We start from the raw sequence: 15,774 nt of genomic DNA, 5'->3' as shown, positions 1-15,774 counted from the left end.
TTCACCGGGGTAGGTGCGGCTACCACCGACGGCACGAACGGCTCCCCCTGGGCGGACACCCGGGCAAACGCTCGGTGAACCCTTCCGGTACCGGAGCCGGGCCACACCCCCGTGGCCCGGCCTTGTCCGTGCGCGCAGGTAGATTCGTCCAGGGCCGGTGTGCCGCCCGAGCGCGGCAGCGACCGGCCGTTCCCGACGATTGCAGGAGTGATTCGCGTGGATCGTGTCGCGCTGCGGGGCCTGAAGGCCCGTGGGCACCACGGGGTGTTCCCCAAGGAACGCGAGGAGGGCCAGACCTTCATCGTGGACCTCGTCCTGGGTCTGGACACCCGCCCGGCCGCGGCCGACGACGACCTCACCAAGACCGTGCACTACGGCATCGTGGCCGAGGAGGCCGTCGCCGTGGTCGAGGGCGAGCCGGTCAACCTGATCGAGACCCTCGCCGAGCGGATCGCGCAGACCTGCCTGAAGCACGAAGGGGTCCAGGAGATCGAGGTCTGCGTCCACAAGCCGGACGCCCCGATCACCGTCCCCTTCGACGACGTGACCGTCACCATCCTCCGGAGCCGAGCATGACCCGCCCCTTCAGCAAGGGTCACAGCGACCCCACCGTCCAGCCGGTGCCCGCGTCCGTCGTCCAGCAGGTCGACGACGCCGACTCCACCCTGCACAACCCCCAGCGGGCCGTCCTCTCCCTCGGCTCCAACCTCGGCAACCGCCTGGAGACCCTCCAGGGCGCCGTGGACGCGCTGGAGGACACCCCCGGCGTCCGCGTCAAGGCCGTCTCCCCGGTCTACGAGACCGAGCCGTGGGGCGTCGAGCCCGGCAGCCAGCCCTCGTACCTGAACGCGGTCGTGGTCCTGAAGACCACCCTGCCGCCGTCCTCGCTGCTGGAGCGGGCGCAGGCGGTCGAGGAGGCGTTCCACCGGGTCCGCGACGAGCAGTGGGGCCCGCGCACGCTGGACGTCGACATCGTGTCCTACGCCGACGTCACCTCCGCCGACCCCCGGCTCACCCTCCCCCACCCGCGCGCCCACCAGCGGGCCTTCGTCCTCGCCCCCTGGCACGACGTGGACCCCGCCGCCGAGCTGCCCGGCCAGGGCGCGGTCGCCGGTCTGCTGTCCGCCGTCACCCGCGAGGGAGTCGCGCCCCGCGCGGATCTGGAACTCCGACTGCCCGAGTAGTCGTTAAGGTCGACAACGACCACGGGCCCGGCACGGTCCGGGGGGACCTGAAGGGACACCGTGAAACAGCTTCGCATCAGGGTGCTGGCAGGCGTGTTCGTCGTCGCCGGAGTCCTGTCCTGGGCCGGCGCGCGCCTCTGGAACTCGCTCGGCACCCTGCCCGGCGTACCGGTGGCCGCGCCCATCGTGCTCGCGCTGATCGCCGTGGTCCTGTTCGCCACGGCGCTCTCCCTGCGCGCCCGCCTCAAGGCCCAGCGCGAGCGCCGCCCCGACGCCAAGGGCGTCGACCCGATGATGGCCGCCCGCGCGGTCGTCTTCGCCCACGCCAGCGCACTGGTCGCCGCCCTGGTCAGCGGCGTCTACGGAGGCACCGGCGTCCTCCTGCTGGAACTCCTCGACATCCCCGCCCGCCGTGACCAGGCCATCTACGCCGGCTTCTCCGTCCTCGCCGGCTTCGCGGTCATAGCGGCCGCCCTCCTCCTCGAACGCGTCTGCCGCCTCCCCGAGGACGACGACACCCCACCCACCGGCACGGAACCGGCGGCCTGAGGGGCCGCCGGTCCGCCGGATCGAGTGGGGTGCGGTGGGGCGCTGTTCAGCGCGCCATGATGAGGCTCATCGCCTCGTTGCGGGTCGTCGCGTCCCGGAGCTGGCCGCGCACCGCCGAGGTGATGGTCTTCGCGCCCGGCTTGCGGATGCCGCGCATGGACATGCACATGTGCTCGCACTCGATCACGACGATCACTCCGCGCGGCTCGAGTATCTCCATCAACGAGTCGGCGATCTGCGTGGTGAGCCGCTCCTGCACCTGCGGGCGGCGCGCGTACACGTCCACCAGCCGGGCGAGCTTCGACAGGCCCGTGATCTTCCCCGTGACCGACGGGATGTAGCCCACGTGGGCCACGCCCCGGAAGGGGACCAGATGGTGCTCACAGGTGCTGTAGACCTCGATGTCCTTCACCAGGACCATCTCGTCGTGTCCGAGGTCGAACGTCGTGGTGAGCACGTCCTCCGGACGCTGCCGAAGCCCGGAGAAGATCTCCCGGTACGCCCGTGCCACCCGTGCCGGGGTTTCCAGGAGGCCCTCGCGGTCGGGGTCCTCGCCGACGGCTATCAGGAGCTCGCGCACGGCGTTCTCGGCGCGTTTCTCGTCGAACTCGCCGATGGTGCCGTCTCCGGCCAGCGTCACGGGGTCGGTCATGTGGTGCCTCGTTCCTGTGCGTCCAGCGCGCGGACATGGTGAAATGCCGCGCCCCCCAGGCTAGAACCCGGGGGGCGCGGCATACATTCCGGCCAGTGGCCGAAGGGGGTGTCAGCTCTCGGGGCGGTCCTCGGGGGACGGCTCCGGGACCGGACCGTGCTCGGTCGTCGTGGACTTGACCGTGCTGATCGCGGGCGTCGAGCCGTTCGCACCGTTGGTCAGTGCCAGCTCCCGGGGGGAGAGCACCGGCGGGCGGGTGGACGGCGTACGCCGCGAGGAGCCGGTCCAGGCCGGACGCGGCGGGCGCTTGTGGATCGACGCGAACACCTCGGCGATCTCCTCCTTGCCCAGGGTCTCCTTCTCCAGGAGCGCCAGGACCAGGTTGTCGAGCACGTCCCGGTTCTCGACCAGGATCTCCCACGCCTCGTTGTGCGCGGTCTCGATGAGCTTCTTGACCTCTTCGTCGACCAGCCCGGCGACCTCTTCCGAGTAGTCGCGCTGGTGCGACATCTCACGGCCGAGGAAGGGCTCGGAGTTGTCGCCGCCGAACTTGATGGCGCCGAGCCGCTCGGTCATGCCGTACTGGGTGACCATCGCGCGGGCCACGTTGGTGGCCTTCTCGATGTCGTTCGCGGCGCCGGTGGTCGGGTCGTGGAAGACCAGTTCCTCCGCCGCGCGTCCGCCCAGCATGTAGGCGAGCTGGTCGAGCATCTCGTTGCGCGTGGTCGAGTACTTGTCCTCGTCCGGGAGCACCATCGTGTAGCCCAGGGCACGGCCGCGGGACAGGATGGTGATCTTGTGGACGGGGTCGGAGTTCGGTGAGGCCGCCGCGACCAGGGCGTGTCCGCCCTCGTGGTACGCGGTGATCTTCTTCTCCTTGTCCGACATGATCCGGGTCCGCTTCTGCGGGCCCGCGACCACACGGTCGATCGCCTCGTCCAGCGCCTTGTTGTCGATCAGCTTCTGGTCGCTGCGCGCGGTGAGCAGCGCGGCCTCGTTGAGCACGTTGGCCAGGTCGGCGCCGGTCATGCCGGGGGTCCGGCGGGCGACGGCGGCCAGGTCGACGTCGGGCGCGACCGGCTTGCCCTTCTGGTGGACCTTGAGGATCTCCAGGCGGCCCTGGAGGTCCGGCGGGTCGACCGCGATCTGCCGGTCGAATCGACCGGGACGCAGCAGGGCCGGGTCCAGGATGTCGGGCCGGTTCGTGGCGGCGATCAGGATGACGCCGCCCTTCACGTCGAAGCCGTCCATCTCGACCAGGAGCTGGTTCAGGGTCTGCTCGCGCTCGTCGTGACCGCCGCCGAGTCCGGCACCACGGTGCCGGCCGACCGCGTCGATCTCGTCGACGAAGACGATCGCCGGGGCGTTCGCCTTGGCCTGCTCGAACAGGTCACGTACCCGGGAGGCACCAACACCGACGAACATCTCGACGAAGTCGGAACCGGAGATCGAGTAGAACGGGACCCCGGCCTCGCCCGCGACGGCACGCGCCAGCAGGGTCTTGCCGGTACCCGGGCGGCCGTACAGCAGCACGCCCTTGGGGATCTTGGCGCCGACGGCCTGGAACTTGGCCGGCTCCTGGAGGAACTCCTTGATCTCGTGGAGCTCCTCGACGGCCTCGTCACAGCCGGCGACGTCGGAGAAGGTGGTCTTCGGCGTGTCCTTGGTGATGAGCTTCGCCTTGGACTTGCCGAAGTTCATGACCCGCGAACCACCGCCCTGCATCTGGTTCATCAGGAACAGGAACACGACCACGATCAGGACGAAGGGCAGCAGGGTGAGCAGCACGCCGACGAACGGGCTCTGCTTCGAGGGGGAGACGGTGTATCCCTCGGTGATCTGCTTGTCCTGGTACTTGTTCTGCAGGGTCTGCGCCAGTGCCACGCCCTGGTCGCCGATGTAGCTCGCCTGGATCTTCGAGCTGTCCTTGACCTTGACGCCGTCCTTGAGCGTGACCTTGATGGTCTGCTCGTCACCGGTGGTCAGCTTGGCCGACTTGATCTTGTTGTCGTTGATCGCCGCCACGACCTGGCCGGTGTCCACCGTCTTGTAGCCGCCGGAATCGCCGACGACCTGCATCAACACGACCACGGCAAGGACGGCCAGCACGATCCACATGACCGGCCCACGGAAGTATCGCTTCACGTCCATCCACACGGAGCGGTGACGCCCCGTCCCTCCTGCCATAGTGAGTTTGATAAGACAGTTCTTCTGACGGTACCCCAGCCTCGTCGTCCGCAGCCGCACTCGGCGGGCCGGACGGACCACGGCCCGTCTTCCAATGCTCCAACGTCACGGAGCCCGCCGGGGTTCCCGATCTTCCCCGGCGGTGTGCGCCGCCCGGGTCAGCCGCCGTAGACGTGGGGCGCGAGCGTACCGACGAACGGGAGGTTCCGGTACTTCTCGGCGTAGTCCAGGCCGTAGCCGACCACGAACTCGTTCGGGATGTCGAAGCCGGCCCACTCCACGTCGATGGCGACCTTGGCGGCGTCCGGCTTGCGCAGCAGCGTGCACACCTTCAGGGAGGCGGGCTCGCGCGAGCCGAGGTTGTTGATCAGCCAGGACAGGGTCAGCCCGGAGTCGATGATGTCCTCGACGATCAGGACGTGCCGCCCCTTGATGTCGGTGTCGAGGTCCTTGAGGATGCGGACGACACCGGAGGACTGGGTGCCCGCGCCGTAGGAGGACACGGCCATCCAGTCCATGGTGACGGGGGTGGACAGCGCGCGCGCCAGGTCCGCCATGACCATGACGGCGCCCTTGAGGACTCCGACGATCAGCAGGTCCTTGCCCGCGTACTCCGCGTCGATCTTGGCGGCCAGCTCGGCCAGCTTCGCGTCGATCTCTTCCTTGGTGATGAGCACCCGCTGGAGGTCGGCACCCATGTCTTTCGCGTCCACCCGCATCACTTTCGGTCGTCCCGCATTTATGGCCGCGCCGGCGGCCACCGGCAGGCCCGGCCCGTCGGAGTCGGGCTCCGGGGGTCGGGATTTCAGCCTTGCCGAATCACCAGTCTGCCACCCTGCCGCCGGGCGACGACCTTGCCCGGCAGATTGATGGCCCCCTGGCCGCGCCAGCCGGTGATCAGGCGGTCCATCTCCTCGACGTGCCGGGCGAAGAGCGAACCGGCGGGGGCGCCCGCCTCGATGGCGGCCCGGCGCAGCACCCGGCGGCGCACCGCGGGGGGCAGCGCGTAGAGCTTGGCGCACTCCAGCATGCCCTCGGCGTCCCGTACGGAGGACTCGGCCTGGCCGGCCCAGGCGTCCAGGGCGTCGGCGTCGTCGCGGGAGAGCTGGGCGGTGCGGGCGAGCGCCTCCACGACGCCCTTGCCGAGCGCCTTCTCCAGCGCGGGCAGACCCTCGTGGCGCAGCCGGGAGCGGGTGTAGGCCGGGTCGGTGTTGTGCGGGTCGTCCCAGACGGGCAGCGACTGGACCAGGCACGCCTTGCGGGCGGTCTGCCGGTCGAGCTGGAGGAACGGGCGCCGGTAACGGCCGTCGGCCCCCGAGACCGCGGCCATGCCGGACAGGGAGCGGATGCCGGAGCCGCGGGCGAGGCCGAGCAGGACGGTCTCGGCCTGGTCGTCGCGGGTGTGGCCGAGCAGGACGGCGGCGGCGCCGTGACGTTCGGCGGCGGCGTCCAGGGCGGCGTACCGGGCGTCCCTCGCGGCTGCCTCGGGGCCGCCGTCCCGGCCCACGGTGACCGTGACGGACTCGACGGGGGCGAGGCCGAGCTCGCGCAGTCTGAGGGCGACCTCCTCGGCGCGCAGGGCGGAGCCGGGCTGGAGGCCGTGGTCGACGGTGACGCCGCCGGCGCGCAGGCCGAGGCGGGGTGCCTCGAAGGCGAGGGCGGAGGCGAGCGCCATGGAGTCGGCGCCGCCGGAGCAGGCGACGAGGACGAGCGGCGCGGTGGCGGGGGCGGGGCCCCGGTGGCGCTGCGCGGTGCTCGGGCCGCCGGTTCGGTGGGCGACGGCGACGGCGCCGTGGCCGCTGCCGCCGTGGGCGGTGCTGCCGTGCTCGGCGGCCTGGCCGGTGGCGATGTCGTGGAGGACGCGGCGGACCGCCAGGCGTATCGCCGCGACCGCGGGATGGGGACCCATGTCCGGTTCCCTTCATGAAGTTTCGGGGGACGAGCCCGAATTCCGGTCACTCAGAGTGCGTCGATGGTGACAGAAGCGGGCCCTTCCCCGAGCATTGCACGCCTACGCATGGCTGACGGTCCCTCGGACGGGTGATTGGAGGGGCGTTTCCCTGCCGTCCGCCCGCTCTCAGGGTTCAGTCGTGCGGTGCACGCGCGCGACCCAGCCGGCCGGGTCGGAGATCTCGGCCTTGGTGGGCAGCGTGTTGGGCGAGGTCCACACCCGGTTGAAGCCGTCCATGCCGACCTCGTCCACGACCGCGCGGACGAAGCGCTCGCCGTCGCGGTACTGGCGCAGCTTGGCGTCGAGTCCGAGGAGCTTGCGCAGCGCGAGGTCGAGGCGGGAGGCGCCCTTGGCGCGGCGCTGCTGGAACTTCTCGCGGATCTCGGCGACGCTCGGCACGACCTCGGGGCCGACGCCGTCCATGACGAAGTCGGCGTGCCCCTCCAGCAGGGACATGACGGCGGTGAGGCGCCCGAGGATCTCCCGCTGGGCGGGGCTCTGGACCAGCTCCACCAGCGAGCGTCCGCCGTCCTCCTGCTCGCCCTCGGGGCGGCCTCCGGCGAGCGACTGGGCGGCCTCCCGGATGCGCTCGAGGAACGTCATCGGGTCGACGTCGGTCTCCGCGAGGAACGCCTGGATCTCGCCCTCCAGGTGGTCGCGGAGCCAGGGCACGGCGGTGAACTGGGTGCGGTGGGTCTCCTCGTGCAGGCACACCCAGAGCCGGAAGTCGTGGGGGTCCACGTCGAGTTCGCGCTCCACGTGGACGATGTTCGGGGCGACGAGCAGCAGCCGGCCGCCTCCGCCGGGCGCGGTGCCCGCGGGCAGGTCGGGGGCGGTGGGGGCGAAGGTCTCGTACTGGCCGAGGACGCGGGAGGACAGGAACGACAGCAGCATGCCGAGTTCCACGCCGGTCACCTTGCCGCCGACGGCACCGAGGACGGCGTTGCCCGCGCCGGGGCCGCGCCGCTCCTGCATCTTGTCGAGCAGCGGCCTCAGCAGCTCCCGGAACCCGGCGACGTTGGCCCGTACCCAGCCGGGCCGGTCGACGACCAGTACGGGGGTGTCGTGGACGTCCTCGGTCCCCATGCGAGTGAAGGCGCGGACGTGTTCCTCGGAGACCTTGGCGTGCCGGCGCAGCTCCGCCACCACCGCCCTGGCCTCGTCCCTGGTGATCTCCGGCCCCGGCCGCACGAGCCGCGTCGCGGTCGCCACCGCGAGGTTCCAGTCGACCATCCCCTGAGAAGCGGTGCCACCGAAGCTCGTCATGCGTCAACCGTACGTGAGCCCCCGCCGTCGGGGCAGTCCGCGAACCGGGCCGGGCGGGGCCCCGGTGGGCGGCGTTCGGCGGTGCAGGGACCGGCGGAGACGGGTGCGGATGCCCCTGCCTCGGGACGAGCAGCCCGCACCGCGCCGGGCGTCCCGCCGAGGGGGGGGCGCCCGGCGGGCCGTGTCCCGCCCGGCCGGACCCCCGTCGAGCCGCCGGAGGCTAGCCGCAGCCGCAGTTGGCCAGGGTGGTCGCCGTGTGGTCCAGCGCGGACTGGGCGGACTGGGGGTCGGTGGTGCCCGAGGTGAGGAAGGCGAAGGTGAGGAGGCGGCCGTCCTTGGTGACGACCGTGCCGGCGAGGGAGTTGACGCCGGTCAGGGTGCCGGTCTTGGCGCGGATGAGGCCGGCCGCGCCGCCGTCGGCGTAGCGCTCGGCGAGGGTGCCGGTGAAACCGCCGACGGGCAGGCCGGTGAGGACGGGGCGCAGGCCGGGCCGGGCGGGGTCGGCGGCGGTGGCGAGCAGCGAGGTCAGGAGGTCGGCGGTGAGCCGGTCGTCGCGGTCGAGCCCGCTGCCGTCGTGGAAGGAGGCACCGCGCATCGGCAGCCCGAGCTTGGTCAGCCGGGCGGCGACGGCCTTGGCGCCGCCCGCGAAGCTGCCGGGCTGCCCGGAGGCTAGGGCGGTCTGCCGGGCCAGCGCCTCGGCGATGTCGTTGTCGCTGTTGGTCAGCATCCGTTCGACCACGTCGGACAGCGGGGGCGAGGACACGGAGGCGAGGGTCGTCGCGCGGGAGGTGGTCTTGGAGGGGCCGGGCGGGGTCGCCTTGATCCCCGCCTCCTTCAGCAGCCCGGCGAAGGTGCGGGCGGCCTCGGCGGCCGGGTCGGCCACGCGGGTCACCGGCCCGCTGCCGGAGTCGTCCGTGCGGCCCTCGTCCGCGGTGAGGGCGGTGACCTCGGCGAGGTTGTCGTTGACGCCGATGGGGTGCCGCGAGGGACCGGAGTAGAGCGTCGTGTCGTAGGACAGCGTGACCTTCTCGACGCCCCGCTTCCTCAGCGCCGCGGCGGTGCCGGCGGCCAGGGTGCGCAGGCTCGCCCAGCCGCCGCTCGCCTTGTGCGCGGTGAGGGTGGGGTCGCCGCCGCCGACGAGGACCAGTTCGCCGGTGTCGGGGTCGAGCGCGGTCCGGGTGGTCAGCCGGTGGTCGGGGCCGAGCGCGGAGAGCGCGGCCACCGCGGTGGCGATCTTGGTGGTGGAGGCGGGGGTGAACGCCTGGTCGGAGTGGGTCCCGTAGAGACGGCTCCCGGTGGCCACGTCCACGACGGCCGCGGCCTGACCCTCGCCGAGGGCGGGGTCGGCCAGCAGGGGGCCCAGGACGCCCGCGACACCGCTCGCCGGCACCTTCCCGGACTTCGCGGGCTCCGCCGCCCCGCCGAGCGCGCGCAGCACGGGCGGGGCGCTCGGTACGGCCTCGGGACCGCCCTCCCGCACGCCGCCGCCCTCGTGATCTGCGCCACGTGCGAGCGTGAGGGCGACCGCGCGGTCCCGCTCGGCCGTACGCTGACCCGCGCCGTCGAAGGGGCCGGCCACGGCCACTGCGCCGGCGGCCAGTGCCAGTCCGGCGGTGGCCGCCGAGGCGGTGAAGTACCAGGTCCGAGAGGGCCTGGGACCGGACCGGCCGGGTCCGGGACGCAGGGTGGACGTCAACCGGGCGAGACGCGGTTTCACGACGGACGCGGTGTGCGCCAGACTCGGTCGTAGGGCGTCCGCGAGCCGCTTCACACGCGGTCCCACGGACCGCAAAGGTCCCAGCTCCGGCACGACCACCAGCCCCTTTCGCGATCACACTCCTGCGTGAGGGACACTTAATCACCAGAACTATGCGCTGATCATGGAGGAGCCACCGGTGGAGTTCGACGTCACGATCGAGATCCCGAAGGGTTCGCGGAACAAGTACGAGGTGGACCACGAGACCGGTCGGATCCGCCTGGACCGTCGCCTCTTCACCTCGACCGCCTACCCGACCGACTACGGATTCGTCGAGAACACGCTCGGCGAGGACGGCGACCCGCTGGACGCGCTCGTCATCCTGGACGAGCCCACGTTCCCGGGCTGCCTGATCCGCTGCCGCGCGATCGGCATGTTCCGCATGACCGACGAGGCCGGCGGCGACGACAAGCTGCTGTGCGTCCCGTCGACGGACCCGCGTGTGGAGCACCTGCGCGACATCCACCACGTGTCGGAGTTCGACCGCCTGGAGATCCAGCACTTCTTCGAGGTCTACAAGGACCTGGAGCCCGGCAAGTCGGTCGAGGGCGCCAACTGGGTGGGCCGCCAGGAGGCCGAGGCGGAGATCGAGCGCTCGTACAAGCGCCTGGAGGAGCAGGGCGGTCACTGACCTGCCCTTCCGCGACGAGCGGGCCGCACCGCCCCGGTGGGGGCGGTGCGGCCCGCTCGTGCGTTCACGCGCATACTGAGGCGTAATCGGAAGGTGCCATTCAGGGAGCGGTGCGAGGTGTCGGAGGCGGAGGACCGCAAGCCCCGGTCGGACGAGGCGCGGGCCACGTTCGACCCGGAGATCACGTCCGAGTTCGCCATTCCCGAGGGGCTCGCGGTCGCCAGGGGAAGCGGCGAATCGGAGACGACGTCCGAGTTCGCCGTGCCCAAGGGGCTGGAGTCGGCGCAGGCGGAGACGGAGCCGGAGGGTTCGGCGTTCAACACGCCGCGCACGTACAGCGTCAAGGACGCGCCGCCCGCGTTCACCCCCGCGACGGGCGTTCCGATGATCACGCTGATCACGGACGCGCCCTGGCAGGATCGGATGCGCACCATGCTGCGTATGCCGGTGGCCGAGCGGCCGGCGCTGGAGCCGGTGGTGCGCTCCGAGGACGAGGGGCCCGCGGTCCCGCGTGTGCTCGACCTGACCCTCCGTATCGGCGAGCTGCTGCTCGCGGGCGGTGAGGGCGCCGAGGACGTGGAGGCCGCGATGTTCGCGGTGTGCCGGTCCTACGGGCTGGACCGCTGCGAGCCGACGGTGACCTTCACGCTGCTGTCGATCACCTATCAGCCCTCCCTGGTGGAGGACCCGGTGACGGCGTCCCGGACGGTCCGCAGGCGCGGCACCGACTACACCCGGCTGGCGGCCGTCTTCCGGCTGGTGGACGACCTGACCGACCCCGAGACGCACCTCTCTTTGGAGGAGGCGTACGGCCGGCTGGCGGAGATGCGGCGCAACCGGCACCCCTATCCCGGCTGGGCGCTGACCATGGCCAGCGGGGGGCTGGCGGGCGCGGCCTCGGTGCTGGTCGGCGGTGACGCGATCGTGTTCGTCGCGGCCGCGGTGGGCGCGATGCTCGGCGACCGGCTGGCCTGGCTGCTGGCCGGGCGCGGGCTGCCGGAGTTCTACCAGTTCACGGTGGCCGCGATGCCGCCCGCCGCGATCGGCGTGGCGTTCGCGCTGGCGGACGTGGACGTGAAGGCGTCCGCGGTGGTCACCGGTGGGCTCTTCGCGCTGCTGCCCGGACGGGCGCTGGTGGCGGGCGTGCAGGACGGGCTGACGGGCTTCTACATCACCGCGTCGGCGCGGCTGCTTGAGGTCATGTACTTCTTCGTCGCCATCGTGATCGGCGTGCTGACGGTGCTGTACTTCGGCGTGCAGGTGGGCGGCGAGCTGAACCCGGACGCGGTGCTGAACATCCAGTCCCGGCCGGTGCTGCAGATCCTGGCCTCCATGGTGCTGTCGCTGACCTTCGCGGTGCTGCTCCAGCAGGAGCGCTCCACCGTGCTGTGGGTGACGCTCAACGGCGGTGTCGCCTGGTCGGTGTACGGCGCGCTGCACACGGCGAACTTCTCGCCGGTGGCGTCCACGGCGGTGGCGGCCGGTCTGGTGGGCCTCTTCGGGCAGTTGCTGGCGCGCTATCAGTTCGCGTCCGCGCTGCCGTTCACCACGGCGGCGATCGGCCCGCTGCTGCCCGGTTCGGCCACGTACTTCGGTCTGCTGTCCATCGCGCAGAGCCATGTGGACAAGGGACTGGTGTCACTGGCCAAGGCAGTCTCCCTGGCCATGGCCATCGCCATCGGGGTGAACCTGGGTGCGGAGATCTCCCGGCTCACCCTGCGGATCGGCTCCCCCGGCAAGCGCCGGGCGGCCAAGCGGACCAGGGGCTTCTAGGGCCTTTCCCTACTGGGGCGGTGCCCGCCCTGGTCGTACCCGTAGGGGTAGGGCTGCTGGGGGTGCTGAGGCTGCTGGGGGTGCTGAGGCTGCTGGGGGTGCTGAGGCTGCTGGGGGCGTCCGTAGCCGTCGTACTGCGGCTGCTGCTGAGGCTGCTGTCCGTAGTACGGGTCCTGCTGCCGGCCGTAGCCGCCCTGCCCCTGCCCCTGACCCTGACCGTGCCCCTGGCCCTGAGCATGTCCCTGGCCCTGACCCGGGTAGCCCTGGCCGCTCCCGGGCTGGTGGCCGTAGCCCTGCTGCCAGTGCTGGGGGGCCGCCTGCTGCTCGTACGGGCGCCCGTAGGGGTCCTCATAGGGCTGGTCGGGCTCGATGCGGCGGAGCTGGGTCGTGGAGTCGTCCATGACCGGGGCCTGCGGCTGCTGCTGGGGGGCCGGCTGCCCGGGGGCCTGCTGCTCGGCGCGCTTGTTCTTGCCGCGGGCGCGCAGGAACTCGATGGCGATCGGGATCACCGAGATGAGGACGATGAGGATGAGCATCGCCTCGATGTTGTCCTTGACGATGCCGATGTTGCCGAGCCAGGAGCCGAGGAGCGTCACCCCGGCGCCCCACAGCACACCGCCGATGACGTTGAAGGTCAGGAACGAGCGGTACCGCATCCCGCTGACGCCCGCGATGATCGGCGTGAAGGTGCGCACGATGGGCACGAAGCGCGCCAGGACCAGGGACTTGGGGCCGTACTTCTCGAAGAACTCGTGCGCCTTGGTGACGTTCTCCTGCTTGAACAGGCGCGAGTCGGGCCGGTTGAACAGCGACGGGCCGACCTTCTTGCCGAACATGTAGCCCGCCTGGTCGCCCAGGATCGCGGCGGCGCAGATCAGCGCGATCGCCCCCCACAGCGGGAAGTCGAGCTCGCCGGAGGTGATCAGCAGGCCGGCGGTGAACAGCAGCGAGTCGCCCGGTAGGAAGAAGCCGATGAGCAGGCCGGACTCGGCGAAGACGATGAGCAGCAGACCCCAGATGCTGTAGGTGTTCAGCAGGTGGTTGGGATCGAGCCAGCTCGGGCCGAGGGCGAGTGTCATCACGGGTCCGGGCTCCTGAGGGGGGAAGAGGGCGGCTGCGGCGTCCAGGTGCGGCCGCCCAAAGCTATCAACGCGTCGCGGCCGGCCCAGGTTCCACCGGCCGTCCCAGAATGCACGGTGCGGCGAGCGGCGCAAAGCTGTGCGTCATGGGACTCGAAGACTACGGCGGCGGCCAGGGGCCCGAGCCGGACGTACTGGTGGTGACGGCGAACGACGTGCCCGGACGGCGGGTGGAGCGGGTGCTCGGCGAGGTCTTCGGCCTCACCGTGCGCTCCCGGCATCTGGGCAGCCAGATCGGCGCCGGGCTGAAGTCGATGATCGGCGGCGAGCTGAAGGGGCTGACCAAGACCCTGGTGCAGACCCGCAACCAGGCCATGGAGCGCCTGGTGGAACAGGCACGCGCGCGGGGCGCCAACGCCGTGGTCGCCTTCCGCTTCGACGTCACCGAGGCCGCCGACCTGGGCACCGAGGTCTGCGCCTACGGCACGGCGGTGGTCCTGGCCCGCGAGTGAGCCAGGACCGGTTTCCCTACCCCTCGTGCCGGTCCGCGTTGGCCGCGATGGCCGCGTTCAGGTGGGCGGCGACGCCGGGCCCGAGGGCGTCGTAGTACGCGGTGAAGCGGGCGTCGGCGACGTACATCTCACCCAGACAGCGGTGCATGGGGTGGCCGCATTCGTAGAACCAGCGGCCGATGTGGCGGCGGTGCTCCTCGGCGAGGTCCATCGCCGCCGGGTCGGCGGGCGGGACGCCGTCGGCCACCAGGGCGGCGTAACGGGCGTTCCAGTCGTCGGACTCGGCGCGCATCCGCTGCCAGTCGGCCTTGGTGTGGCGGGCGGTGCGGCGGCGGGACTCGGCGTACGCCTCGGTGTCGCCCCAGCGGTGCGCGGTCTCCTCGGCGTAGGTCTCGGGGTCGTGGTCCCCGAAGACCTCGAAGCGTTCCTCCGGGGTGAGGTCGATGCCCATCGTGCGTGCCTCCATGGCGTGTTCCACGGCCGCCGCCATCCTCTTCAGCCGCTCGATCCGGGCCGTCAGCAGCTCGTGCTGCCGGCGCAGACGGGCGCGGGGGTCCGCGCCGGGATCGTCGAGCAGGGCGGCGACCTCGTCGAGCGGGAAGCCGAGCTCGCGGTAGAACAGGATCTGCTGGAGCCGGTCGAGGTCGGCGTCGGCGTAGCGCCGGTGCCCGGCGCGCGTGCGCCCGCTGGGCACCAGCAGCCCGATCTCGTCGTAGTGGTGCAGGGTGCGCACCGTGATCCCGGCGAACCCCGCGACCTGTCCCACGGAGTAACTCAACGTCCCTCGCTCCTTGTCGTCGGCTCGTGCCGTCGGCGGCGCCCGGTGCGCCGCCCGGTACACGCTCGGTCCTCACGCCGGGTGAGGTGCAAGGGGGAAACCTGTTCGGGATGTTGTGTCGGCTCTGTCCACTTATGGTGAGCCCGTGGCCCAGGACACCGCGCGGCAGCCGCCCCCGACCGCTCCCACGGCCCCGGCGCGTGCGCTGCTGCCGCTGATCCTGCCCTCCGTGACGGTGGGGATCGTGACCAGCCTCGTCTTCGTCGGGGTGAGCGCGGCGGCCGAGAAGCTCCAGCACGTGCTGTGGGGGCCGCTGCCGGACGCCCTGGGTGTGGGCCGGTACTCGGTGCTCTGGATGTTCGTGGTGCTGTTCGCCACCGGTGTCGCGGTCGGCCTGGTGGTGTGGAAGGTCCCCGGTCACGCCGGGCCCGACCCGGCCACCCTCGGCCTGGACGCGCCGGTGCTGCCGCCGAGGGTGCTGCCGGGACTGCTGATCGCGGTGGGGCTGATGCTGGCGGGCGGTCCGAGCCTCGGCCCGGAGAACCCGATCATCGCGGTCAACGTCGGGCTCGCCATGTGGCTCGGGCAGAAGCTGGTCCCCCGGACACCGGACGCGCTGTGGCCGGTGCTGGCGGAGGCGGGGACCATCGGGGCGCTGTTCGGCACCCCGGTCGCGGCCGCGCTGGTGATCTCCGAGTCGCTGGCCGGACGCCCGCTGCGGGGGCGGCTCTGGGACAACCTGTTCGCCCCGCTGACCGCCGCCGCCTGCGGCGCCATCACCACCACCCTGATCGCCCGCCCCACCTTCGACCTGGGCCTGCCGCCCTTCGGCCATCCCCGCTGGAGCGACGTGGTGGCCGCCCTGGTGATCGCCGCGGCGGCCGCGCTGCTCGGCATGTGCGCGGTCTACCTTTTCCCCTACGTGCACGCCGTCTTCCGCCGGCTGCGGCACCCGATGCTGATGCTCCCGGCCGGCGGGCTCGTACTGGGCGCCCTGGCGGCGGTGGGCGGGCATCTGACGCTGTTCAAGGGACTCACCGAGATGGGGGAGCTGGCGCGGGACCCCGGCGGCTGGTCGGCGGGCCAGTTCGCGGCGATGGCGGTCGTGAAGCTGGCCGCGCTGGTGGTGGCGGCCTCCTGCGGGTTCCGGGGCGGGCGGATCTTCCCGGCCGTGTTCATCGGCGCCGCGCTGGGCCTGTGCGCGCACGCGCTGGTCCCGGCCGTGCATCCCGCGGTCGCGGTGGCCACGGGCGTGCTGGGCATGCTGCTGGCGATCACCCGGCAGGGCTGGGTGAGTCTCTTCACGGCCGCCGCGCTGGTCGCCTCCCCCGCCGTGCTCGCCCTGCTGTGCATCGCCTCGCTGCCCGCCTGGCTGCTGGTGACCGGGCGCCCGCAGATGCAGTTGCACGCCGACGGAAGCCCGATCCGGTGAACCTTCCCTGATCTTCCCCTGTGG

The 15,774-nt window shown here is 71.9% G+C and carries 15 protein-coding genes; 7 read left to right on the top strand and 8 right to left on the bottom strand.

Going from position 1 to position 15,774, the window contains the following annotated elements; translation table 11 throughout:
* Positions 1-216: 216 nt before the first annotated feature.
* Genes folB through EV284_RS26290 form a run of 3 tightly spaced genes read left to right on the top strand, consistent with a single transcriptional unit; the run spans position 217 to position 1,733 of the window.
* Positions 217-576: a dihydroneopterin aldolase gene (gene folB / locus EV284_RS26300; protein WP_030811277.1), complete on the top strand. Its 360-nt coding sequence runs from the start codon at positions 217-219 to the stop codon at positions 574-576.
* Positions 573-1,184, top strand: a complete 612-nt coding sequence (folK, locus tag EV284_RS26295) for a 2-amino-4-hydroxy-6-hydroxymethyldihydropteridine diphosphokinase (RefSeq protein ID WP_030811279.1) — start codon at positions 573-575, stop codon at positions 1,182-1,184. The genes folB and folK overlap by 4 nt, the downstream gene beginning before the upstream one ends.
* A 60-nt stretch (positions 1,185-1,244) precedes the next feature.
* Positions 1,245-1,733, top strand: coding sequence for a DUF3180 domain-containing protein (locus EV284_RS26290; protein ID WP_086695539.1), 489 nt, complete (start codon positions 1,245-1,247; stop codon positions 1,731-1,733).
* 46 nt (positions 1,734-1,779) lie between these two features.
* Here EV284_RS26290 and folE read toward each other — a convergent pair whose 3' ends face one another.
* The 6 genes from folE to dacB form a co-directional block, all read right to left on the bottom strand.
* Positions 1,780-2,385: a GTP cyclohydrolase I FolE gene (gene folE, locus EV284_RS26285; RefSeq protein WP_130338320.1), complete on the bottom strand. Its 606-nt coding sequence runs from the start codon at positions 2,383-2,385 to the stop codon at positions 1,780-1,782.
* Positions 2,386-2,496: 111 nt separating this feature from the next.
* The gene (ftsH, locus tag EV284_RS26280; RefSeq protein ID WP_130338318.1) at positions 2,497-4,536 is read right to left on the bottom strand and encodes an ATP-dependent zinc metalloprotease FtsH; all 2,040 of its coding nucleotides are present in this window, start codon (positions 4,534-4,536) and stop codon (positions 2,497-2,499) included.
* Between the two features lie 194 nt (positions 4,537-4,730).
* The gene (gene hpt, locus EV284_RS26275) at positions 4,731-5,291 is read right to left on the bottom strand and encodes a hypoxanthine phosphoribosyltransferase (protein WP_130338316.1); all 561 of its coding nucleotides are present in this window, start codon (positions 5,289-5,291) and stop codon (positions 4,731-4,733) included.
* 86 nt (positions 5,292-5,377) lie between these two features.
* On the bottom strand, positions 5,378-6,481 hold the full coding sequence (gene tilS, locus EV284_RS26270) for a tRNA lysidine(34) synthetase TilS (protein WP_130338314.1): 1,104 nt from the start codon (positions 6,479-6,481) through the stop codon (positions 5,378-5,380).
* 168 nt (positions 6,482-6,649) lie between these two features.
* Positions 6,650-7,756, bottom strand: a complete 1,107-nt coding sequence (locus EV284_RS26265; protein ID WP_165425654.1) for a zinc-dependent metalloprotease — start codon at positions 7,754-7,756, stop codon at positions 6,650-6,652.
* Positions 7,757-8,009: 253 nt separating this feature from the next.
* Complete coding sequence (gene dacB / locus EV284_RS26260; protein ID WP_207229136.1) at positions 8,010-9,605, bottom strand: D-alanyl-D-alanine carboxypeptidase/D-alanyl-D-alanine-endopeptidase; 1,596 nt, start codon at positions 9,603-9,605, stop codon at positions 8,010-8,012.
* 79 nt (positions 9,606-9,684) lie between these two features.
* Here dacB and EV284_RS26255 point away from each other — a divergent pair, with 79 nt between their 5' ends.
* Together EV284_RS26255 and EV284_RS26250 are read left to right on the top strand one after the other, a co-directional pair.
* Entirely contained in the window at positions 9,685-10,176 is a 492-nt protein-coding gene (locus tag EV284_RS26255) for an inorganic diphosphatase (RefSeq protein ID WP_030811306.1), read from the top strand.
* A gap of 117 nt (positions 10,177-10,293) precedes the next feature.
* On the top strand, positions 10,294-11,949 hold the full coding sequence (locus tag EV284_RS26250; protein ID WP_130338310.1) for a threonine/serine exporter family protein: 1,656 nt from the start codon (positions 10,294-10,296) through the stop codon (positions 11,947-11,949).
* On the opposite strand, the gene EV284_RS26245 is transcribed toward EV284_RS26250, so the two are convergent.
* Positions 11,946-13,031, bottom strand: a complete 1,086-nt coding sequence (locus EV284_RS26245; RefSeq protein ID WP_130338308.1) for a VTT domain-containing protein — start codon at positions 13,029-13,031, stop codon at positions 11,946-11,948. The genes EV284_RS26250 and EV284_RS26245 overlap by 4 nt on opposite strands.
* A 143-nt stretch (positions 13,032-13,174) precedes the next feature.
* Here EV284_RS26245 and EV284_RS26240 point away from each other — a divergent pair, with 143 nt between their 5' ends.
* Positions 13,175-13,540 carry a YbjQ family protein gene (locus tag EV284_RS26240; protein ID WP_130338306.1) on the top strand — a complete coding sequence of 122 codons (366 nt, stop codon included), beginning with the start codon at positions 13,175-13,177 and terminating at the stop codon, positions 13,538-13,540.
* 16 nt (positions 13,541-13,556) lie between these two features.
* Here EV284_RS26240 and EV284_RS26235 read toward each other — a convergent pair whose 3' ends face one another.
* A complete protein-coding gene (locus EV284_RS26235) occupies positions 13,557-14,318 on the bottom strand; it encodes a MerR family transcriptional regulator (protein ID WP_130338304.1) in 762 nt (253 codons plus the stop codon).
* A 145-nt stretch (positions 14,319-14,463) separates the two neighbouring features.
* On the opposite strand from EV284_RS26235, the gene EV284_RS26230 reads away from it, so the two are divergent.
* Positions 14,464-15,750, top strand: a complete 1,287-nt coding sequence (locus EV284_RS26230) for an ion channel protein (RefSeq protein ID WP_130338302.1) — start codon at positions 14,464-14,466, stop codon at positions 15,748-15,750.
* The last annotated feature ends 24 nt before the right edge of the window (positions 15,751-15,774 follow it).

Source organism: Streptomyces sp. BK022 (genome assembly GCF_004217355.1).
Taxonomy (GTDB): domain Bacteria; phylum Actinomycetota; class Actinomycetes; order Streptomycetales; family Streptomycetaceae; genus Streptomyces; species Streptomyces griseoluteus.
This window is presented reverse-complemented; position numbering and strand designations above follow the sequence as displayed.

Coding starts and splice junctions, on each gene's coding strand:
- folK (WP_030811279.1), top strand. CDS start 573: ATGACCCGCCCCTTCAGCAAGGGTCACAGCGACCCCACCGTCCAGCCG.
- folE (WP_130338320.1), bottom strand. CDS start 2,385: ATGACCGACCCCGTGACGCTGGCCGGAGACGGCACCATCGGCGAGTTC.
- ftsH (WP_130338318.1), bottom strand. CDS start 4,536: ATGGACGTGAAGCGATACTTCCGTGGGCCGGTCATGTGGATCGTGCTG.
- hpt (WP_130338316.1), bottom strand. CDS start 5,291: ATGCGGGTGGACGCGAAAGACATGGGTGCCGACCTCCAGCGGGTGCTC.
- tilS (WP_130338314.1), bottom strand. CDS start 6,481: ATGGGTCCCCATCCCGCGGTCGCGGCGATACGCCTGGCGGTCCGCCGC.
- EV284_RS26265 (WP_165425654.1), bottom strand. CDS start 7,756: ATGGTCGACTGGAACCTCGCGGTGGCGACCGCGACGCGGCTCGTGCGG.
- EV284_RS26240 (WP_130338306.1), top strand. CDS start 13,175: ATGGGACTCGAAGACTACGGCGGCGGCCAGGGGCCCGAGCCGGACGTA.